The sequence below is a fragment of the Bacillus sp. F56 genome, assembly GCF_001748205.1.
GTDB classification, from domain to species: Bacteria; Bacillota; Bacilli; order Bacillales; family Bacillaceae; genus Bacillus; species Bacillus stercoris.
Map to the genome: position 1 here is coordinate 41,266 of NZ_BDFC01000004.1, position 18,878 is coordinate 60,143.

Consider the following 18,878-nt stretch of genomic DNA (forward strand, 5'->3'; position numbering starts at 1 on the left):
AACCGTTCATGCTCATAAGTGACAAATTTGTGAATAATCTATAGCGCAGAATCGTCCTGTTTTGTCATCAGCACATGCGGAATGCCGTCCAGCATAAATTCTTCTGATGCAGTCTGATAGCCTAGCTTTTCATAAAAGCCTGCTGCCTGTGTCTGGCCGTGCAGTTTGAAGGCAGATATGCTTTGTTCTTTCACGATACGTTCTAATGCACCGACGATTACTTTTCCCAGACCGAATTTGCGGTAAGGCTTCAGAATGCAGATTCGTTCCAGTTTTCCCGCGTGGTCAACGATACGGACGCGTGCAGTGCCAACGGGTACATTCTGATGATAAGCCAGAATGTGCCGGCAGTCACCGTGGAGTGTATCGAACTCATCGAATTCATCCGAAATAGGACAGCCTTGCTCCTCTACAAATACTGCCTTTCTGATTTCAAACGCTTTATGTAAATCTTGTTCTGACGTGATTTTTTTGACCTTCATGCTTGAATCCTCCCTTACTCCGAAAAATGGCTGATGACATATTGTTTAAAGGTCTCAGCAACCGGTGATAAAAATCTGCCTTTTATCCAGGCAATCCCTATGACACGCTGACATTCCGGCCAGCTGACGCGGATTTTGGCGATTTTGCTTTGGTCTAAGCCTTTCAGGTCTGGCAGAATAGATATGCCCAGTCCGGCTGCCACAAAACCTGCGGCAGTGGCGGCTTCTTCTCCTTCAAACATAATGTTCGGCTGTATATCAGCCTTCTCAAACAGCTCATCGACCGTCATTCGAAGCGCGTAGCCTTTTTTCAATAAAATGAACCGTTCCCCGGCAATCTCGGTCAGGGTAATGCTCTCACGATTGGCTAATGGGTGATCAATTGGCACAAATAAAAAGAGCTCTTCACTCCATAGCTTGATCCATTGGATCGGATTTTCAGGCTTAATCGAAGCGAGCAGACAGAGGTCGAGATCACCGGATTTTAATCGTTCAAGCAGCCAATAAGAGTGGTTTTGCTTCAGCTGGAAGGCAATGTTGGGGTATTCCTGCTGAAAGGAGCCGATGAGATCGGGCACGAGCGTAGTGCCTAATGTATGCAAAAAACCGAGAGAGACTACGCCTTGGTCTGGCTTTAATAAAGCTTGGATTTCTTCTTTTCCTTCGGTGTACTCCTTCATCATCGCCTGCACCCGCCGCAAAAAAATGTGTCCGTATTGATTTAAGGTAATGGATCGTCCTTGCCTGTCAAAAAGCGGGACGCCTAAATGATTCTCCAGCCTGGCGATAGAGCGTGAAAGTGCAGGCTGTGTGATGGAGAGGCTTTTTGCGGCTTTCGTCACGTGCTGCATCCGGGCCAGGGTTTGAAAATATTCAAGTTGTTCCCATTCCAATCATCATTCCTCCCTTATTACATATAAGCATCAAAAGGATATTTTATATGCATTATACATCATATATCGACGGTGCTAAGATAAAAGTATAAACAGACTCGAGGATGTTTGAAATCGGAAGAATAAAGGATGGTTTTATATGAATTGCAGTGCTCAACAACATGCGGAGGGGCAGGTAATACCCCGATGACATACATTCAAAAAGGCACACCGGTTTTTCGTAAAATTACGTTTGCTTTCTTCGCCGCAGGCTTCAATACATTTGCGATTCTTTATTGCGTACAGCCGCTTATGGAGGAATTCACGCGGGAATTTCATGTGACGCCTACTGCGGCGAGTCTCTCTTTATCCGTTACCACAATGCTGTTAGCGGTGAGCATGCTTGTCTTTGGCTCATTATCAGAGGTATGGGGGCGCAAGCCGATTATGGGTATTTCCATGCTGGCCGCATCGGTTCTCTGTCTGGCATCGGCCTTCAGTCCGAACTTTCATACGCTCCTCGTATTGCGAACCATTCAAAGCGTTGCGCTCGCAGGCCTTCCGTCAATTGCGATGGCTTATCTCGGAGAAGAAATTGAACCTGGAAGTCTCGGATCAGCGATGGGACTGTATATCAGCGGAAATGCAATCGGCGCCGTTTTTGGAAGGATCGTTTCCGGGCTTCTGAGCGAGTACGTGAATTGGCATATGGCGATGGGATCAATTGGTGTCATTAGTTTGATTGCTAGTGTTATATTTTTTATAAATTTGCCTCCATCCAGGCATTTTACGCCAAGAAAATTGGAGCTCGGGAAGTTGGGGATGTCTCTGATCGGCCACTTGAGAGACCGCAAACTATTCAGCTTGTTTCTCATTGGTTTTTTGCTGCTCGGAAGCAATGTTGCATTGTTTAATTACATTGTGTATGTGCTGCTGGGCCCGCCGTACTCGCTTAATAAAGCATTTGCCAGCTGGATCTTTATTGTGATGATTGTAGGTATTTTCAGCTCATCTTTCATTGGAAGAATGGTTGATCGGTATGGCTATCCAAAAATACTAGTGATGAATATTTTCATTGTCATTGCAGGTGCTTTATTCACGATAAACAGTATGCTGGCAGTGAAAATACTGGGGATTGCCCTCTTTACATTCGGTTTTTTCGGAGGGCATTCAGTTGCCAGCAGCTGGGTGGGCAGGAGAGCTCTTTACAACAAAGCACAGGCTTCATCGCTGTATTTGTTTTTCTATTACGCCGGTTCAAGCGTTTGCGGAACAGTCGGAGGGCTATTCTGGTCTGCTTATCACTGGCTGGGCGTCGTCGGTATGATCACCTTCATGCTGCTGGCTGCGTTATGGCTGTCGGGATACTTGGCAAAAAGTATGAAAATGCCGGATAAAAGGAACGAAAAAGGATTGAATTGATGACAGTAAAAAAAGGACCGTAAGCGGGTCCTTTTTTATTTCCAATGGGCAGGGATTCGTAAAGACGGCGGCAGCTTTGTGTTCGAATCACCGTTGGCGGCGTTCACCTGTGCCTGTGTCAGAAAGATGCATCCGGTCAGGTCGGCGCCGCTGAGATCAGCGTCTCTCATATCTGCACCGATAAAGTCTGTCATTCTCAAATCGGCATTTCTCAGATCTGCGGCTATGAGCAGCGCCCCTCTTAGATTTGCTCCTCGCAAATCAAGCTCTTTTAGTTTTGCGCCGATCAGGACACTTCCCCGGCTGACTTTTTTCGGGAGTTTTGGATTGCGGGCTTGGGCACGCACCAGCTCACTCGTTTTTAACAGCCATTTATTGACCTCAGCTCGATGCTCGTCCACCTGCAGTGTCAGCAAGCGTTCTTTGCTGAGTCTGGTGAGGCTTTCTATTTTTTCAAAACTGGTTCTCAGTTCAGGGTGAATCGGCTTTGCTATATCTATAGAAAGAGCTTCATGTAAATACCAGAGCATTTCATGCAGCTGCTGCATGATAGGAAAAACGCCAAACATCTCGTTGGCCGTTCCCGGGCTGTTTCGCCAATCCTTTCCCTCATAAGTGATTTGGGATACCTTTTGGCCGGCGCCAAAGCATTCATATGCAGAGCAGCCTCGAAATCCTTTTTCTCTGAGATTTTTATGGATCGAACATTGATAGTTTGATTGTAAGTTGCGGCAAGGCGTGCCTCCGTCTTTGTCAAAAGCAAAATCTGCCGACTTCGCATAAGGCAAGGCGACACAGCACAAGCCAAAACAATGCTGGCAATCCGCGCTTAAATCATGATGTATATGGTCATGTAATGTTACTTCCGCAGACAAAATTGTCCACCCCTTCACTTGGGTACTTTGTTAAATATATCTATTTGATTATATAGGAAATAGGGATCCTTTTCATTTTGTTTTTACGGTTTCAGCGTGTCAAACATTGTATAATATATCCAATCATGATGATTGGGGGAATTCATTTGGAACAGCAATTGAAAGACATCATCTCTGCATGTGATGTGGCAATCCAAAATGAAGATTTTGATACACTGATGAATTACTACTCGGAAGATGCCATTTTAGTTGTGAAGCCTGGCATGATCGCGCGAGGCAAAGAAGAAATCAAAAAAGCGTTTATCACGATCGCGAACTATTTTAATCATCATATTGTGCCGACACAAGGAGAAATGATCATGCTGGAAGCAGGTGACACTGTCCTCGTTCTTTCTCAGACACTGCTTGATTCAGATAAAAAGGACTCCGAGTATGCGATGGAAAGAAGGGCGACCTATGTCTTTAAGAAGAATGCGCAAGGCGAGTGGCTTTGCGTAATCGATAATTCATATGGTACGGATTTAATTGGTCTTTAGCTTACGGACGTGTTTAAGTCAGCTACTGCTTGAAAAAGAACCCGAACCAATAATCGATGTAAAACATATTGTAAAGTAATGGACTGAAAAGACATATCAAGGACTGAATAAGATTGAATCATCGACAAGCAGTAAACCAGGTTCAAGTCAGCAACATTAGCGTGATTTCAATTGATACCTCCTCAGGAATATTTATTGGAACCAATTATGCGCATAATTGGTCTTCGCATCGGAAAAACAATTACGGACTCGGATCAATGACCAACTCCCAGGTGTCTCACAATTTTAGCTATGTGATGGATAACGATGAGGTAGATACGCCGATTCATCATGAAAACAGGATTTCCTTTGAAGGGAACTCGGGAGAAAACCAGAATGATATTGATGTTGGAGAAATGAATATTAACGTTCTGGATACATGTGCCGCCATTTCAGTTGGCGAAAACGAACTTACCGGCTGGAGTTCACATAGTAAACGAACGTCCGGCCAGGGAAGGTTATTAGGCACGATTCAAAACACTCAAAACTCGTCATTCGTGATAGATAACGACGAAAATGACTGTCAAATAAATGATTACTTTTAAGAGGCTGCCTTGGTTTGAAAAGGAGGAGGATTTGTTTGGCTATCGGTTTTACACTCGGTGCAATCAATGTGAATTCCCAGCAGACAAATACAGCCATCGCGATTGGAGAAAATCAGTTACCCGGATGGGCTGCGCATCGTAAGGTAAATAACGGAATCGGCTTCTTCGCAGGAAATGTCTTGAACCAGGGGAATGTTTCAACGGTTATTGACCCTGATGGCATAGACGGTGTCATGAATAACCAAAATATATCGCCAAGTGTACAAAATCAAACTCTTTAACGGTGAATAGTTTTCTTTTAGCATACCTCCAAAAAAAGCACATAAGCATAGTTATAGATTCTAAAGATGTATGGCTATGTGCAGGGGGTTTTTATTTATGCCAAAATCTCATTTTTATCCCCATGTGAAAGAAATGATGGGAAAGGATTTCGCTGAGCTGCTGCGCGAAATTGCTCCCTTTGTCGAACCGAGAGCCGATCTCATAAAAACAAACCACAGATTGACGATAACCATTGATGCAGCTGGTGCACGTGTAGAGGATATGTCAATCAGCCAAAAGAATCGCACACTCATCATTGAAGGAAAGATTACCCCCCAGCCGATGGAAGAGGAACAAGAGTGGATCGCCAGAGAACGGTTTTACGGCCCTTTCAAACGGGAGATCGCCATTCCCGAAGAGTATGATCTGCGTCAGATTCATGCGAAATTTGAAAGCGGAATAGTAACGGTTACCGTTCCGCACCGCACTAATGAAAAAGGAGAAGAGTGATGACCTCTATCAAATACGGTTCTTTGCGGGTTAACCATCTGAGAAATTCTTCTGGCCTCTTTGTCGGAACAAATGTCCAAAAAGGCAGAAAAAGTGAAACCTTTATCAATGAAGGTTTTGGCGCCATAAAGGGGAAACATAATAAAATCAAAGGAAATGCGGGAGCTGTGGAGAAAAGTTTTTAAAAAGGGATGGCGTATATGAGCATAGATGAGGTCCTAAAAAAGCTTGAAGAATTAGCCCAAAAAGTCCATACGCTTGAACAATCCTCCCAGGAGAAACGCACTCCTTCTGTTTTTGTGAAGATGGATGTACAGGAATTGAATGTAGAGAAGCTGCATTTAGACGATTTAGCGTTTCATCTCGATCACCTGGATGTACAGGAGCTAAGCGGGATGCTGAATCTTGGCAACGTATTCTCTCCTCATGTTCATCCGAAATCCACATCGCAGTCTCGATTAAAGAAAGCAAAAAAAGATGATATTGAGGTCAAAATAGATGGAAAACCAGTACCGTATACCATCAATCAGGGAAAGGATGTTTAACGTGAAACGGTTTTCTCCCTCTTTTTTTATTGGCTCCATTTCCATTGGTACGGTTGAAGGCGCATCATGTGTAAACCTCGGAAACAACCTCCCCAGCGGTTTTGTGAATTATAAAAAACAAAACCAGGGATTCGGCTCCATTTCAGGAGACCATAATGATATCCACGATATTTTAGCGACAATAGAGGAAAACGGCACACAGGATGCTTTTCATTATGAAGGTGGTCTTCAAGGAAAAAACGAGCAGGTGCTCGAACAGATAGAGCAGGAAATGCTAGCTTCGGGGCTTGATATAGAGGAACAGGACGAGGAGAAGGTAAATGGGGACGGGCCGGATTCTTTGATGTAATGGGAGAGCTGCCAACTGGCAGCTCTCTTTTTCATGTTCTATAGTTTAATTCGTTTTACATCCCCTAGTACAAACACATAAAAAACCAAGCCCAGCAACAGCACAAAACCGGCTACCAGAAAGCTGAGCGTAAAGGAGCCTGTCACATCAAACAAATACCCTGTCAGTGATGCAGCAATAATGCCTCCGAACAGGTTGTTTGCGAGGTTCACCATGGAGCTCAGCATAGATACGGAACCGATCGGCGCGAGCTCAGCGGAGATGGACCAGCCAACCGGAGCGGTAGCAGAAATTCCAGCGAGCCCGATGGAAATACAAATAATCGCTACGGTAATATTGTTCGTCAGAATGGAGCCTAAAAAGAAAAAGCCGAAGCTCATCCCGACTATGATTACGGTTCGATACACCTTGGTGTTTGGATAGCCCTTCTTAATAAAATAATCGACGAGCAAGCCGCCGACAGCGATTCCGGAAATGGTTGAAATCAGCCACGGCACAGCTGTAAATAAACCGGACGACATGAGGTCCATCCCGTATGTATGTTTAAAGAAAGTCGGAAGCCAGGTGAGAAGCAGATTGAATGTATACCCGTATCCTGTAAATCCGATCATTAAGCCCCATACTTTGCGGTTGGTGAAAAGCTTTTTTAAAAGCGGACCCGTTTTGTAAGGGATTTGCTCTGTATTAATGGTGTTGTGTTTTTGAATATAGTTGAGTTCACTTTTGGAAATGCGTTTGTGCCGTTCAGGCTGTTCATAATACTGCCAGAAAAAGATCGTAAACAGCACATTGATGCATCCAATCGTCAAAAAGGCGACACGCCAGTCAAACGTTGTGACAAGAAAGGCGACCAATGGCGCTCCGATGACGTTTGAAAACTTGGCGGCTGAATCGAACAGTGAATTTGCCAATCCCCGCTCACTTGGAGGAAACCATAAAGCGGTTGCCTTAGAGGCAGCAGGGAATGCAGAGGCGCTCGTCAGCCCAATGAGAAACCGGAACAGATACAGCAGCAATTTTCCCTGTAAAAAAGCAAGAAGGATCGTTAAAATGCTCCATATTGTCATTCCAACCCTTGTGACCCATGCCACCCCAAATCGGTCCAGCAAACTTCCGACAGGCAGCTGCATTAGTGTATAGGAATACGTGTAAATGGAAAATACGATGCCGAGTTCAGTTGCAGTAAGGTGAAACGAATCTTGTATCGCAGGTGCCGCTACAGAGATGGCCACTCGGTCAAAATAATTAAGAATAATAATGCCGCTAAGTAACGAAGATATGTACCATCTGGTATGCCCCGGCCGTTTCACGCGCTCTTGACTCATGATGAAAACCTCCTCTTTCATAGCATGATCTCCTGGTGGAAAAACCATTCAAATTTTAAATACCACAGCGCGCTTTTATGTAAACGGAAGGAATTTGACTGGAACAGATGGGTGCTTTAGAATGAAAGTAATAAAAATGAACACTCCAAAGGGGAGTAGCTTTCACAGTAAAGTCGTCATTACGGGACAAGATGTCCTCGGCTTTGCTGGCAATCTAATTGTTAGCGAGACCTTTGCCAAATCTGATTTGGTGAAGGTCTTTTTGTTTCGGAACTTCACCAAATTGGTGGAGTTTTTTTCATTTTTATCAAAAAGGGAGAGGAGCGTCAGGATGTCTACGTTGAAAAAGTGGCTGAAGCGTGAACTGGTGAGGAAAGGGCTGCCGTTAGCGAAAGAGAAATTGATTCCGATCTTAAAAGAAAAAATGAAGAAGAAACGATGAGGAGGCTGACAATGAAGATTATTTTGACAGTACTTGCCGGAGTGGGTCTTTTGAGTGCAGGCGGCTGCGGCATGCTTGATCAGGTGAACGACGGATTGAACTATACGGGTGAGGCAGCGGGGTATGTGGAGAAGGTGAAGACATTTGCAGAGGAAGCGCCTGAATTGGCTGAGAAAGCTGTAAATGACACCGAGGCGAAAGAAAACCTTGAAGCGCAGCTTGAGTCGATTCAGAAGGCTGCCGCTGATTTTAATGAATTAACACCGCCTGATGCTGCAACGGAGATTCATCAAACCATTCAGGAGCATAACGAAACCTTGCAGAAAAGCGCTGAAGAGGTGTTGAAACAAGTGGAGGAAGGCAATGTATCGCTTGAAGATTTGGAGCAGTCAGATCTGGTCCAAAACGCAAAGCAAATCACTGATGTGATGGGACAGATTGAAAAGCTGGGTGAATAAGAAAAAGCATCCCGACACGGGATGCTTTTTGATTATTCAGCCATTGCGTCTGTTAAGACAGGAACGACTTGTTTTTTACGGGACACAACGCCTTTTAAGAGAGCTGTGTTGTTTTCTAATGTCACGTTGAACGCTTTTTCCACTTTTGCTGCTTCGTTACCGATTGCAAGAGCAAGTGAATCATTTTCTAAGATATCTGTGATAACAAGAAGGAACAGATCAAGATTCTTCTCAGCAACTACCTTTGAGATCACAGCTTCTAATTCAGCTTGGCGTTTTTTCACATCTTCAATGTCCACTGTGTTTACTTGTGCGATTTCGACTTTCTTGCTGCCGAGTGTAAATTCTTTCGCATCAAGAGAAATGAGCTCTTCCACTGTTTTCTTGCTTAGATCGGCGCCTGCTTTCAGCATGTTCAAGCCGTATTCTTCAGCATCTACGCCAGCGATCTCAGCAAGCTCTTTTGCTGCTGCTACGTCTTGGTCCGTGCAAGTTGGGGATTTGAATAACAGTGAGTCAGAAATGATCGCAGACAGCATCAGGCCGGCAATTTCTTTTTCGATTTTCACGTTATTTTCTTTGTACATTTTGTTTAAGATCGTAGCCGTACAGCCTACAGGCTCAGCACGATAGTAAAGCGGCTCAGCTGTTTCAAAGTTAGCGATGCGGTGATGGTCGATAACCTCTAAAACCTGAACATCTTCAATGTCTTTGATGCTTTGCTGGCGTTCGTTATGGTCAACCAGGATAACGCCGTTTACTTCGTTTGCAGCTGTTTCAACAAGGCGCGGGCTTTCTTGTTTGAAATAGTCAAGCGCGTATTGTGTTTCGCCGTTTACTTGTCCAAGACGGACAGGCTCAGCATTGAAGCCGAGTTTGTTTTTCAAATCAGCATAAGCAATCGCAGAACAAATCGTATCTGTGTCTGGGTTTTGGTGTCCGAAAATAAGTATCTTTTCCATGATAGCTCCTATCCTTTTTTAAGTAGTGTCATCTTTATATAGTTTAACACGTCTTGCTGCAGGTGTAATCATGCAAACCCTTAAAAATTGATGTGAATAAGAAGCATTTTCTTTGAGCTGAGGAGAAAAGCTGTGTAAAATACTGGGTAGCTTAGTTGCAAAATGTAATGTAGTATCAAAAAAGGTACTATTGGAGGGGCATAAATGAGTGAAAAAAAGAATATATACCCGAACAAAGAAGGCTGTCCAGTTGAATTTACGCTAGATGTCATTGGCGGAAAGTGGAAAGGAATTCTTTTTTATCACATGATAGAGGGCAAGAAACGGTTTAATGAGTTTCGGCGAATTTGCCCGAATATTACTCAAAGAATGCTTACTCTTCAGCTGCGGGAGCTGGAAGCGGACGGCATCGTGCATCGTGAGGTTTATCAACAGGTGCCGCCGAAGGTTGAGTATTCTCTGACAGAATTCGGGCGAACACTTGAACCGATTGTTTTGCAAATGAAAGAATGGGGAGAATCCAACAGAGACGTGCTGGAATCTTATCGTTCGAACGGCTTGCTGAAGGATCAGCAAAAATAGCAGCAAAGGGAACTCCTTTGCTGCTTGTTTTATTTCATTGAAAGGGCTCTGTTGGCGTTTCTGACGTCATTTTTCAACAGTTCAGAAAGGTTGTAAGACGGATAGTATCCATGCTGATACATGTATCGATAAACTTGGCCGTGCAGCTGGATGGCAGCATTCAGCTGTTTGACCAGTACGTTTCTTAATTGAGGTGTGGCTGTTTCTGTAATGGCGATGGCATAGCTGCGGACAGATGTTTTAGCAAAACCGAGCAGGTCACCGCTGTAAAATGGGTTATCTGCGCGTTCTTCTTCCTCATCCTCTCTATGCGGAGCCTGTGGAAAGAACGGAAGAAGCTCTCTTACATTTTGCTCAACGGCCTGAATAGACACGTTATAAAGCTGTTTGAGCTGAGGGTCTTTTACTTCTCTTACCATTTTCTTCAGTTTAATGAGTCCGTTTGATTGAAAAGCAACCAGCTCGTGCATTTCTAATGTTTCATGCCAAGCCAATGTTCTGCGTTCATCCATGTGAAAATTCTCCTTTATCAATCAGATTCCATATCAGCATATGCCCAACGCTCAATGTTGTTCATGATGTTTTGAAGTTTTTAAAAAGGGAAATTCATCTTATATAGGCTACGGGTTGAGAACATGCACAAAGAGGTGAAATTCAATGTGGGACATGATAAAGAACTTTTTCTTGTTTAGCAGCGGCGTTCTGCAAGCAACAACCCTTTTACTGGTGATCTTAATTTTTATGTATGTCAGAAAAACGAAAAAGAAAAACAAAGAATCTTCTGGCTTTATGGATGATAAACATTAATGGTGATGGGCATTCTTTTCCAAGAATGTCTTTTCCTTTTTTTATGTTTCACATGAAACATTAGCGTCATTTTACTTGCGATTTGGACTTATGTTAAAATATAAAAGTAAAATTTAGAGATGATATAAAAACATTCGGTGCAAAGCATGTTGCAGCGATGAAAAAAAGAGCAGTCGTTTATGCTGCTCTTTTCTATTCGTATGTTCAAGATGATACGAGGTGACTAAGTGAAACAAACGAGAGCATTAATGGAAGGTGCTATTTTAATCAGTCTGTTTGCGATCATCACGCTTTTGGTCGTTTATGTTCCTGTGATTGGAACAATTCTGTTATTTGCACTGCCGCTGCCAATGATCCTGTATACGATCAGACATGGATTGAAGCTAGGGATATGGATGGGCGCTGTCAGTCTTCCGGTTGTTTTTATTGTCGGGTCCTTTAACGGACTTATTGTAGCTTTTATGTCAGCTTGCGCCGGCATTGCCATGGGACATTTTTTCAAAAGGAAAGAGCCCGGGCACGCCATTATTTCGGGCGCGCTTATTTATATGCTTAGTATTGTCTTCTATTTTGTGATAAGCATTCAGTTTTTGGGTATCAATATCATTGATGAGGCGATGACACAATACCGGCAATCTCTTGATATTGTAGAAAATGTAGTGAAGCAGTCGGGCAATGCTGAACAGTTTGAGAAGCAATTAAAACTGATGGAAGAACAATTGGGTATCGTTCAATATCTTTTTCCAACAGCTATTGTGATGGTAGGAGCTATTTTTTCTTTCCTCAGTTACCTTATCGCTAAGCCGCTCTTAAGGCGATTCTCCCCCGATATTCCTAATCTAAAGCCTTTTAGAGAGTTGAAGTTTCCGCAAAGTGTTGTAGTGCTGTATTTGATCATTGTCATGCTTTCATTTTTGCCTTTAGAAAAAGGCCAAATGCTGTACTCTATCGCTTTAAATGGGGAGTTTATACTCGGGTTTCTGATTTTTATCCAAGGTTTATCATTTATCTTTTTCTATTGCCATAAGAAACAATATCCGAAGGCTGCGGCTGTGATTGCTGTCGTACTCGGGTTTGTGCATCCGGTATTCATGGCAGTCATTCGCATTTTAGGCGTCTTAGATATGGGCTTTCATATAAGGAATAAGGTGAAGTGAACATGAGTTTTACTCACATGGTGGGGAGTGATAGAAATGCCAAGCTTTTATGAAAAACCGCTGTTTCGGTATCCCATCTACGCATTGATTGCTCTGTCAATCATTACAATCCTCATCAGCTTTTATTTTAACTGGATTTTAGGAGCCGTCGAAGTGCTGCTGCTGGCAGTTATTTTGTTTTTTATTAAACGTGCTGATTCTCTTATTCGAAAAGAGATAGATGCTTATATTTCAACGTTATCCTACAGGTTGAAAAAAGTCGGTGAAGAGGCATTGATGGAAATGCCGATCGGAATCATGCTTTTTAATGACCAATATTATATAGAATGGGCAAATCCGTTTCTTTCCTCTTGCTTTAATGAAAGCACTTTAGTGGGGAGATCACTTTACGATACTTGTGAATCGGTAGTGCCGCTGATCAAACAAGAGGTGGAATCGGAAACGGTTTCATTGAATGACCGCAAGTTTAGGGTTGTCATCAAACGGGATGAGCGTCTCTTATACTTCTTTGATGTTACAGAACAAATCCAGATTGAAAAGCTATATGAAAACGAAAGAACCGTGCTGGCCTATATTTTCCTTGATAACTATGATGATGTGACACAAGGATTGGATGACCAGACGAGAAGCACGATGAACAGCCAGGTGACATCTCTGCTGAACGCTTGGGCGCAGGAGTACGGGATCTTCTTGAAACGGACGTCTTCAGAACGCTTTATTGCTGTGCTTAATGAACACATCTTAACTGAACTCGAAAATTCGAAGTTTTCGATTCTTGATGAAGTGCGGGAAAAAACCTCATTTGACGGTGTAGCGCTGACGTTAAGCGTCGGTGTCGGGGCTTCAGTCTCTTCCTTGAAAGAACTTGGCGATTTGGCGCAATCCAGCTTGGACTTAGCACTGGGACGCGGCGGAGACCAGGTAGCCATTAAGCTGCCAAACGGCAAGGTGAAGTTTTACGGCGGTAAAACAAACCCAATGGAGAAACGAACAAGGGTGCGGGCCCGCGTCATTTCTCATGCCTTAAAGGAAATCGTCTCTGAAAGCAGCAATGTGATTATCATGGGGCATAAATTCCCCGACATGGATTCTATCGGCGCAGCGATCGGGATTTTAAAGGTGGCACAGGCAAATAACAAAGATGGCTTTATTGTGATTGACCCAAATCAAATCGGATCAAGCGTGCAGCGTTTGATTGAGGAAATCAAAAAATATGAAGAGCTGTGGTCAAGATTTATTACGCCTGAAGAAGCGATGGAAATTTCTAATGATGACACGCTTCTTGTGATCGTTGATACACATAAGCCGTCGCTTGTTATGGAGGAACGGCTGGTCAATAAAATTGAACATATCGTGGTCATCGACCATCACCGCAGGGGTGAGGAGTTTATCAGAGACCCGCTGCTCGTTTATATGGAGCCGTACGCTTCTTCCACAGCGGAATTGGTGACAGAGCTGCTTGAATATCAGCCGAAGCGCTTAAAAATCAATATGATTGAAGCAACAGCCCTATTAGCTGGTATAATAGTGGATACAAAGAGCTTTTCTCTCCGCACGGGCTCGCGGACTTTTGATGCGGCTTCTTATTTAAGGGCAAAAGGCGCCGATACGGTGCTTGTGCAGAAGTTCCTGAAAGAAACCGTTGATTCCTATATTAAACGGGCGAAGCTGATCCAGCATACGGTCCTCTATAAAGATAACATTGCGATTGCTTCTCTTCCTGAAAATGAAGAGGAATACTTCGATCAAGTCCTGATTGCGCAGGCTGCCGATTCGCTGCTGTCGATGAGTGAGGTTGAGGCTTCATTTGCGGTGGCGAGACGGGATGAACAAACGGTTTGTATCAGTGCGCGGTCACTTGGCGAGGTAAATGTGCAGATCATCATGGAGGCGCTGGAAGGCGGAGGGCATTTAACAAATGCGGCGACGCAGTTGTCCGGCATTTCAGTTTCTGAAGCGCTGGAACGGCTGAAGCACGCCATAGATGAGTATTTTGAGGGAGGCGTACAGAGATGAAGGTTATTTTCTTACAAGATGTAAAAGGAAAAGGAAAAAAAGGTGAAGTCAAAAACGTAGCAGACGGTTATGCGCATAACTTTCTCATTAAAAAAGGCCTCGCGGTTGAAGCGAACGCGTCAAACATCAGCGCGCTAAACGGACAAAAGCAGAAAGAGAAAAAAGAAGCTATTGCCGAGCTTGAGCAGGCTAAGAGCTTGAAAGAGACATTAGAAAAACTGACTGTTGAACTTAGCGCAAAATCAGGTGAAGGCGGCCGTTTATTTGGTTCAGTGACAAGCAAGCAAATCACTGAACAGCTGCAAAAAGACCATAACATTAAAGTAGATAAGCGGAAGCTTGAACTGCCGGACGGCATTCGTGCATTAGGATACACAAACGTGCCTGTGAAGCTGCATCCTGAGGTGCAGGCAGTGTTAAAGGTACATGTAAAAGAAGAAGCTTAATAGAACAAGAGGCTTGGATCAATCCAAGCCTCTTTTTTATTCCACGAGATAAAGAGTTTGCTGGCTTTCTCCGCCAGGTCCTCCTCCCATGCCTTGCAGGCCGCTGTTTATGCTGCTGGAGGAACTGCTGTACTCTTCAGACGATATTTCTTTTCCGTTTTTCTTAATCCAGGAAACAAGTTCGCTGTTGCCTGAGTTGTTTTCTGAGAGAAGAAAGTATTTCACTTTGCCTTCTTTGATTAGTTTTTTCAGTTCGGACACAGTCAGAATGGGATCCGTGCCGTTAAACCCACCCATTGCCATAACAGACTCATTTTCGTTAATGATGTATGGCGCAGCTGTTACGGTTGTCAAAGTGGCAAATAAATATTCTTCGCCAGTATTGTGCTTTCTCAGATAGGACAGGAGCCCGCTGTCGACCTCTGAAGAGAACATGTTTCCGCCGTTTGCCGAGCTTTTGAGCTGCGGGCCGGATTCAGGAAGGACGCTGTTGCCTCCGTATAGAAGCGGCGTTGCTGACCAATATATTGGTGTGAGCAGCAGAATGCACAAGCTGAGGATGGTCAGTTGCTTACTGAACGGATGATTGCGTTTAAGCATCAGAAGTGCAAGGGTGATCCCGAGTCCTAAGAGTCCCAGTACGTACATCCATACACTGCCGATTTGGCTTGTATAAGCACTCAGGATATACACCTGGAACGCGGCTGTGATCAAAACGGCTGCTGGCAGAAGATAGCTGGACCAGTCTTTATTGTTTTGGTATAAGCGGTACATCGAATGCCAGCCGATGCCAGAAAGCGCGGCAATCGGCGGTGCCAGCATAATCAAGTAATACTGGTGAAAGAATCCCGCGATGCTGAAGAAACCAGCCACAGGAACGAGCCATGCCGTCCAGAATAGCGTTTCTTTCATTTCAGCAGCCTGTCCGCGGCGATTACGATACCAGCTGACGATTCCGCCTAGCAATCCGATCAATGCGAATGGAAGCATCCAGCTGAATTGACCGGAAAGTGCCGATTGGAAGAGACGGAGCGGTCCAGCATCACCGGTGCCGAACATATTCATGCTTTTTCCGCCGCCACCGCCGTGCCCTCCATTTCCAGGTCCGTTGCCGCCTGGGGGAGGTGTGCCTCCGCCTCCATTGGAAGCGCCGGTTTGTCCGTTAGGCGGCTGAGGCGCCTGTGAGTGGTTTCCGAATGATTGATTTCCGTTCTGAGAAAAAGATGAACCGTTGCCATTTGGCGCTTGCATGTTGTCTTGATTCTGCATGTTCCCTCCGCCAGCAGCATTCATATCACCCTTTGCCAGGCCCGTAGTTTGTCCAAGCAGTCGCTCGGTGCCGTTGTAGCCAAAGGCCAGTTCTAACACGGAGTTGGTCTGGCTGCTCCCGACATAAGGCCGGCTGGAGGGTGAGGTCGAATCCACTGCAACCGCCCATGAGAGTGAGAGGCCTGTGAGAAGGACAAGAGATAGAATCAGAGACCCAATTTTTTTCTTCAGAGCAACCCGGGAAGCAATCAGGTAGAATATCACAAATGCAGGCAAGACCATAAATGCTTGCATCATCTTCATATTAAAGGCGAGCCCAATTAGGGCAAATGCCGTCAGCAGCCAAACCAGCTTGCCTTGTTTTACTGCCTTAAGCAGGCAAGCTGAACCGAGCAATAAGGTAAAGACAAGCATGCTGTCAATATTGTTTGTCCGGCTGACAGCTGCTGCGATAGGGGTCAGTGCCATGACAAGTGCGGCAATGCGGGCCGCTCCAACTCCAAAAGTCGGCTTAATCATTCTGTAGAGAAGGAACACGGATCCAACTCCGGCGAGAGCCTGAGGAAGGATCACACTCCACGTGTGAACGCCGAAAATCAGTGCGAAAATCGTTTGAACCCATAACACAACAGGCGGCTTATCCACTGTGACAAATCCGGAAGGGTCAAATGACGCATAGAAGAAATTGTGGAAGCTTTGCGTCATGCTTTTCACAGCAGCCAAATAGTACTGGTTCGCTGTGTCATCCTGCCAAATGTTATACATATTCAGAAAAGCTGCTGTAAGCAAAATAAGAATAAGAGCTGCGTCGAATCGTTTGGTTTTCATCGTTTTTCACCTCTTTATAGTGTCTCATTGTAAAAAACAAATATGAAAAACCTGTGAATAAATCATAAATATTCAAAGAAAAAAGCGGGGATATCTTCCCCGCTTTTATGCTGAATTTCTTTGTTTTGCTGACTGAAAAATGTATCGATCTTGTCCGGCTCCCTGTCCGGCTGCCCCCATTATGATCAGGGCAGCAATGAGAAGCACGATCGGCATCGTCCATGAATGCGTCTGGTCAAAGAGATAGCCGACAAAGATTGGCCCGACTGCTGCCAGCAGGTAGCCGAATGACTGAGACATGCCTGAAAGCGCAGCGGCCTGCTGGGCATTTTCACTGCGGAGACCAATCAAAGTGAGCGCCAGACTAATGCTGGAGCCTTGCCCGATACCGATAATGATCATCCAGATGGCAAGCAATGTATGGCTGCCGCCCGCTAATAATCCGCAGAGGCCGATTAGATAAACTGAGGCCAGCGCCGCAACGATACCGCGCTGCTGTTTCACACGATCAGCTAAAACCGGTGTCAGAAAAGTGGAAGGCAGACTCGCAAATTGCATGAGTGATACCATCCACCCGGCTGTTGCCGTATCAATCCCGTGTGAACGGAGAATTTCAGGAAACCAAGCGATGCTGCTGTAAAATAAAAACGATTGCAGTCCCATAAAGATGGTGACATACCATGCCATTTTGGAAGCCCAAATGGAACTGTTTTGAAGCTTCACTGCCTTGTTTGCTGTATCCCGATGGCGCAGCTGGGGTATCCAGATCAGCAATGCAAGTAAAGCCAGCCCGCCCCATAAGAGAAAGGCCTGTTTCCATCCGCCATCCATCTGGGTCGCTAAAGGAACACTGACACCTGATGCCAACGCAGCGAATATATTCATTGATGTCGTATACAGGCTGATCATGAGCCCTGGCTTTTCAGGGTATTTATGTTTGATTAAGCTTGGCAAAAGTACATTTCCAATCGCGATTCCGACTCCGATTAGTGCCGTTCCAAAAAACAAAGCGGCAGTATAGCCGGTAGAACGAGTCAAAACACCGATCAACAGTACCACGAGGCCTAGCCATAAGGTTCGCTCATTTCCGAGGCGCTGTCCAAGCTTAGGCGCAAGCGGAGAAAGAACTGCAAATGAAAGCAGCGGCAGTGCGGTCAAAAACCCGGCTGCCCCATTTGACATGTGCAGCTCTGCCCGGATAGAGCTGATGACCGGACCGACTGAAGTGATCGCGGGCCGTAAGTTAAAGGCGATAAAGATAATGCCGGCGATCAGCCAAAAAGATTGGATTTTTTTATTTTGTGGATGTGGCAAAGCAGTTACTCCTTTTTTCTAACATATACATCATATTATCCCGAAACCAGTAAGCAAGTATGTGAATGAAGGCTATGATTTGTCCTCTTTTTGCAATTCAGCCATTTTGGCCAGCAGAATATGCTGAGGCATATGCATGATCTGTTCAAGCGGCAGATTCAAGGACTCTGCAAGCTTTTGTGCAGTTTCAGCAGAAATTTGCAAAGGTCTCACAAAAGATCCCTCCTCTCTTCTGTCCATTGTACAAGAATCAAATGTGAAATGTAAGAAGATGTAACAAAGGAATAGAGCAATCGAAAAATGCCCGTTATAAATGAGGTAAGGAGGGCTCTTATGCACGCACCGTTGTCCTTATTAAAACAAATGCTGAAGGAACACCAAATAGACACTGAAAAAGCTGTCACATTCGAAGAATACTTAGCAGTGAGGCTAAAGCTTCAGGAGCTGATGGGAAAATTTGCTTCGCTCGAGGAGTGGGATCTGTATCAAAAAGCGGCAGATTTGATGATGGACATAGGCATCCAATGGATGAAATAAACCGATAACCGCTAAAAAACCCTCGCTGCAGCGAAGGCTTTCATTCACTAAAATGAGAGTTCCTCTTCCACATTTTTAAACTGGTCATAAATGACAAGCTTTGCCGGACTGTTTTCCTTAGCCACCTGTTTGGCCTTTTCAATAGCGGCGTCTTTAGACGTATACAAAGCTGTCGGCGCCACATTCTCCACCTCAATAAACCAGCCGTCCGCATCAACATTCGGTGTAATCGCGTATTTTTTTATCATTTTTCATTCCTCCCTTATGTTTTATTGCATTTTTCCCGCCTTGTTACTGTC

At 44.6% G+C, this 18,878-nt stretch carries 26 protein-coding genes; 16 read left to right on the plus strand and 10 right to left on the minus strand.

Annotation, left to right across the window (positions count from 1 at the left end):
- Positions 1 to 38: 38 nt before the first annotated feature.
- The gene (locus BFW96_RS00300; protein WP_014666120.1) at positions 39 to 482 is read right to left on the minus strand and encodes a GNAT family N-acetyltransferase; all 444 of its coding nucleotides are present in this window, start codon (positions 480 to 482) and stop codon (positions 39 to 41) included.
- Positions 483 to 496: 14 nt separating this feature from the next.
- Positions 497 to 1,375 (minus strand): LysR family transcriptional regulator, encoded by an 879-nt coding sequence (locus BFW96_RS00305; protein ID WP_014666119.1) that lies wholly within the window; start codon positions 1,373 to 1,375, stop codon positions 497 to 499.
- Between the two features lie 186 nt (positions 1,376 to 1,561).
- Between BFW96_RS00305 and BFW96_RS00310 the strand changes: the two genes are divergently transcribed.
- Positions 1,562 to 2,776 (plus strand): MFS transporter, encoded by a 1,215-nt coding sequence (locus BFW96_RS00310; RefSeq protein WP_069838769.1) that lies wholly within the window; start codon positions 1,562 to 1,564, stop codon positions 2,774 to 2,776.
- 35 nt (positions 2,777 to 2,811) lie between these two features.
- On the opposite strand, the gene BFW96_RS00315 is transcribed toward BFW96_RS00310, so the two are convergent.
- Positions 2,812 to 3,651 (minus strand): pentapeptide repeat-containing protein, encoded by an 840-nt coding sequence (locus BFW96_RS00315; protein ID WP_069838297.1) that lies wholly within the window; start codon positions 3,649 to 3,651, stop codon positions 2,812 to 2,814.
- Between the two features lie 146 nt (positions 3,652 to 3,797).
- Here BFW96_RS00315 and BFW96_RS00320 point away from each other — a divergent pair, with 146 nt between their 5' ends.
- From BFW96_RS00320 to BFW96_RS00350, 7 genes are all read left to right on the plus strand, one after another.
- Complete coding sequence (locus BFW96_RS00320; RefSeq protein ID WP_040081156.1) at positions 3,798 to 4,187, plus strand: YybH family protein; 390 nt, start codon at positions 3,798 to 3,800, stop codon at positions 4,185 to 4,187.
- Positions 4,188 to 4,300: 113 nt separating this feature from the next.
- A complete protein-coding gene (locus BFW96_RS00325; protein ID WP_040081157.1) occupies positions 4,301 to 4,771 on the plus strand; it encodes a hypothetical protein in 471 nt (156 codons plus the stop codon).
- A 35-nt stretch (positions 4,772 to 4,806) separates the two neighbouring features.
- Positions 4,807 to 5,052 carry a hypothetical protein gene (locus BFW96_RS00330; protein ID WP_014666114.1) on the plus strand — a complete coding sequence of 82 codons (246 nt, stop codon included), beginning with the start codon at positions 4,807 to 4,809 and terminating at the stop codon, positions 5,050 to 5,052.
- 97 nt (positions 5,053 to 5,149) lie between these two features.
- Positions 5,150 to 5,542 (plus strand): Hsp20/alpha crystallin family protein, encoded by a 393-nt coding sequence (locus tag BFW96_RS00335; protein ID WP_069838298.1) that lies wholly within the window; start codon positions 5,150 to 5,152, stop codon positions 5,540 to 5,542.
- On the plus strand, positions 5,542 to 5,727 hold the full coding sequence (locus BFW96_RS00340) for a hypothetical protein (RefSeq protein ID WP_014666112.1): 186 nt from the start codon (positions 5,542 to 5,544) through the stop codon (positions 5,725 to 5,727). The genes BFW96_RS00335 and BFW96_RS00340 overlap by 1 nt, the downstream gene beginning before the upstream one ends.
- 15 nt (positions 5,728 to 5,742) lie before the next feature.
- Entirely contained in the window at positions 5,743 to 6,087 is a 345-nt protein-coding gene (locus BFW96_RS00345; RefSeq protein ID WP_069838299.1) for a hypothetical protein, read from the plus strand.
- A gap of 1 nt (position 6,088) precedes the next feature.
- Positions 6,089 to 6,436, plus strand: coding sequence for a hypothetical protein (locus tag BFW96_RS00350; protein ID WP_014666110.1), 348 nt, complete (start codon positions 6,089 to 6,091; stop codon positions 6,434 to 6,436).
- Between the two features lie 38 nt (positions 6,437 to 6,474).
- Here the strand turns inward: BFW96_RS00350 and BFW96_RS00355 are convergent, their stop codons facing one another.
- The gene (locus BFW96_RS00355; RefSeq protein ID WP_069838300.1) at positions 6,475 to 7,782 is read right to left on the minus strand and encodes an MFS transporter; all 1,308 of its coding nucleotides are present in this window, start codon (positions 7,780 to 7,782) and stop codon (positions 6,475 to 6,477) included.
- A gap of 100 nt (positions 7,783 to 7,882) precedes the next feature.
- Between BFW96_RS00355 and BFW96_RS22050 the strand changes: the two genes are divergently transcribed.
- Both BFW96_RS22050 and BFW96_RS00365 read left to right on the plus strand, forming a co-directional pair.
- Positions 7,883 to 8,203, plus strand: coding sequence for a hypothetical protein (locus BFW96_RS22050; protein ID WP_069838301.1), 321 nt, complete (start codon positions 7,883 to 7,885; stop codon positions 8,201 to 8,203).
- An 11-nt stretch (positions 8,204 to 8,214) separates the two neighbouring features.
- Entirely contained in the window at positions 8,215 to 8,661 is a 447-nt protein-coding gene (locus BFW96_RS00365; RefSeq protein WP_069838302.1) for a DUF6376 family protein, read from the plus strand.
- 32 nt (positions 8,662 to 8,693) lie between these two features.
- On the opposite strand, the gene BFW96_RS00370 is transcribed toward BFW96_RS00365, so the two are convergent.
- A complete protein-coding gene (locus BFW96_RS00370) occupies positions 8,694 to 9,623 on the minus strand; it encodes a manganese-dependent inorganic pyrophosphatase (RefSeq protein ID WP_019716355.1) in 930 nt (309 codons plus the stop codon).
- A gap of 204 nt (positions 9,624 to 9,827) precedes the next feature.
- Between BFW96_RS00370 and hypR the strand changes: the two genes are divergently transcribed.
- Positions 9,828 to 10,205 (plus strand): transcriptional regulator HypR, encoded by a 378-nt coding sequence (hypR, locus tag BFW96_RS00375; protein WP_069838303.1) that lies wholly within the window; start codon positions 9,828 to 9,830, stop codon positions 10,203 to 10,205.
- Between the two features lie 29 nt (positions 10,206 to 10,234).
- Here hypR and cotF read toward each other — a convergent pair whose 3' ends face one another.
- Positions 10,235 to 10,717, minus strand: a complete 483-nt coding sequence (cotF, locus tag BFW96_RS00380) for a spore coat protein CotF (protein WP_069838304.1) — start codon at positions 10,715 to 10,717, stop codon at positions 10,235 to 10,237.
- A 145-nt stretch (positions 10,718 to 10,862) separates the two neighbouring features.
- Between cotF and BFW96_RS00385 the strand changes: the two genes are divergently transcribed.
- The 4 genes from BFW96_RS00385 to rplI all read left to right on the plus strand — a co-directional run bounded on the left by BFW96_RS00385 (position 10,863) and on the right by rplI (position 14,631).
- Positions 10,863 to 11,012, plus strand: a complete 150-nt coding sequence (locus tag BFW96_RS00385) for a hypothetical protein (RefSeq protein WP_003226909.1) — start codon at positions 10,863 to 10,865, stop codon at positions 11,010 to 11,012.
- 227 nt (positions 11,013 to 11,239) lie between these two features.
- Positions 11,240 to 12,169 (plus strand): YybS family protein, encoded by a 930-nt coding sequence (locus tag BFW96_RS00390; protein ID WP_069838305.1) that lies wholly within the window; start codon positions 11,240 to 11,242, stop codon positions 12,167 to 12,169.
- A gap of 36 nt (positions 12,170 to 12,205) precedes the next feature.
- Entirely contained in the window at positions 12,206 to 14,185 is a 1,980-nt protein-coding gene (gdpP, locus tag BFW96_RS00395) for a cyclic-di-AMP phosphodiesterase GdpP (protein WP_040081167.1), read from the plus strand.
- The gene (gene rplI / locus BFW96_RS00400; protein WP_003226915.1) at positions 14,182 to 14,631 is read left to right on the plus strand and encodes a 50S ribosomal protein L9; all 450 of its coding nucleotides are present in this window, start codon (positions 14,182 to 14,184) and stop codon (positions 14,629 to 14,631) included. The genes gdpP and rplI overlap by 4 nt, the downstream gene beginning before the upstream one ends.
- Positions 14,632 to 14,667: 36 nt before the next feature.
- Here the strand turns inward: rplI and BFW96_RS00405 are convergent, their stop codons facing one another.
- From BFW96_RS00405 to BFW96_RS00415, 3 genes are all read right to left on the minus strand, one after another.
- Positions 14,668 to 16,728, minus strand: coding sequence for an ArnT family glycosyltransferase (locus BFW96_RS00405; protein ID WP_069838306.1), 2,061 nt, complete (start codon positions 16,726 to 16,728; stop codon positions 14,668 to 14,670).
- 105 nt (positions 16,729 to 16,833) lie between these two features.
- On the minus strand, positions 16,834 to 18,042 hold the full coding sequence (locus tag BFW96_RS00410; RefSeq protein WP_069838307.1) for a CynX/NimT family MFS transporter: 1,209 nt from the start codon (positions 18,040 to 18,042) through the stop codon (positions 16,834 to 16,836).
- Between the two features lie 72 nt (positions 18,043 to 18,114).
- Positions 18,115 to 18,255, minus strand: a complete 141-nt coding sequence (locus BFW96_RS00415) for a YycC family protein (RefSeq protein WP_003242786.1) — start codon at positions 18,253 to 18,255, stop codon at positions 18,115 to 18,117.
- 120 nt (positions 18,256 to 18,375) lie between these two features.
- Here BFW96_RS00415 and BFW96_RS00420 point away from each other — a divergent pair, with 120 nt between their 5' ends.
- Positions 18,376 to 18,579, plus strand: a complete 204-nt coding sequence (locus tag BFW96_RS00420) for a hypothetical protein (protein ID WP_014666096.1) — start codon at positions 18,376 to 18,378, stop codon at positions 18,577 to 18,579.
- A 47-nt stretch (positions 18,580 to 18,626) separates the two neighbouring features.
- On the opposite strand, the gene BFW96_RS00425 is transcribed toward BFW96_RS00420, so the two are convergent.
- On the minus strand, positions 18,627 to 18,827 hold the full coding sequence (locus tag BFW96_RS00425) for a DUF2188 domain-containing protein (protein WP_014666095.1): 201 nt from the start codon (positions 18,825 to 18,827) through the stop codon (positions 18,627 to 18,629).
- Positions 18,828 to 18,878 lie beyond the last annotated feature (51 nt).

Coding starts and splice junctions, on each gene's coding strand:
- BFW96_RS00420 (WP_014666096.1), top strand. CDS start 18,376: ATGCACGCACCGTTGTCCTTATTAAAACAAATGCTGAAGGAACACCAA.
- BFW96_RS00340 (WP_014666112.1), top strand. CDS start 5,542: ATGACCTCTATCAAATACGGTTCTTTGCGGGTTAACCATCTGAGAAAT.
- BFW96_RS00405 (WP_069838306.1), bottom strand. CDS start 16,728: ATGAAAACCAAACGATTCGACGCAGCTCTTATTCTTATTTTGCTTACA.
- BFW96_RS00345 (WP_069838299.1), top strand. CDS start 5,743: ATGAGCATAGATGAGGTCCTAAAAAAGCTTGAAGAATTAGCCCAAAAA.
- BFW96_RS00385 (WP_003226909.1), top strand. CDS start 10,863: ATGTGGGACATGATAAAGAACTTTTTCTTGTTTAGCAGCGGCGTTCTG.
- BFW96_RS00370 (WP_019716355.1), bottom strand. CDS start 9,623: ATGGAAAAGATACTTATTTTCGGACACCAAAACCCAGACACAGATACG.
- BFW96_RS22050 (WP_069838301.1), top strand. CDS start 7,883: ATGAAAGTAATAAAAATGAACACTCCAAAGGGGAGTAGCTTTCACAGT.
- BFW96_RS00425 (WP_014666095.1), bottom strand. CDS start 18,827: ATGATAAAAAAATACGCGATTACACCGAATGTTGATGCGGACGGCTGG.
- BFW96_RS00335 (WP_069838298.1), top strand. CDS start 5,150: ATGCCAAAATCTCATTTTTATCCCCATGTGAAAGAAATGATGGGAAAG.
- gdpP (WP_040081167.1), top strand. CDS start 12,206: ATGCCAAGCTTTTATGAAAAACCGCTGTTTCGGTATCCCATCTACGCA.
- BFW96_RS00300 (WP_014666120.1), bottom strand. CDS start 482: ATGAAGGTCAAAAAAATCACGTCAGAACAAGATTTACATAAAGCGTTT.
- BFW96_RS00310 (WP_069838769.1), top strand. CDS start 1,562: ATGACATACATTCAAAAAGGCACACCGGTTTTTCGTAAAATTACGTTT.
- cotF (WP_069838304.1), bottom strand. CDS start 10,717: ATGGATGAACGCAGAACATTGGCTTGGCATGAAACATTAGAAATGCAC.
- rplI (WP_003226915.1), top strand. CDS start 14,182: ATGAAGGTTATTTTCTTACAAGATGTAAAAGGAAAAGGAAAAAAAGGT.
- BFW96_RS00355 (WP_069838300.1), bottom strand. CDS start 7,782: ATGAAAGAGGAGGTTTTCATCATGAGTCAAGAGCGCGTGAAACGGCCG.
- BFW96_RS00365 (WP_069838302.1), top strand. CDS start 8,215: ATGAAGATTATTTTGACAGTACTTGCCGGAGTGGGTCTTTTGAGTGCA.
- hypR (WP_069838303.1), top strand. CDS start 9,828: ATGAGTGAAAAAAAGAATATATACCCGAACAAAGAAGGCTGTCCAGTT.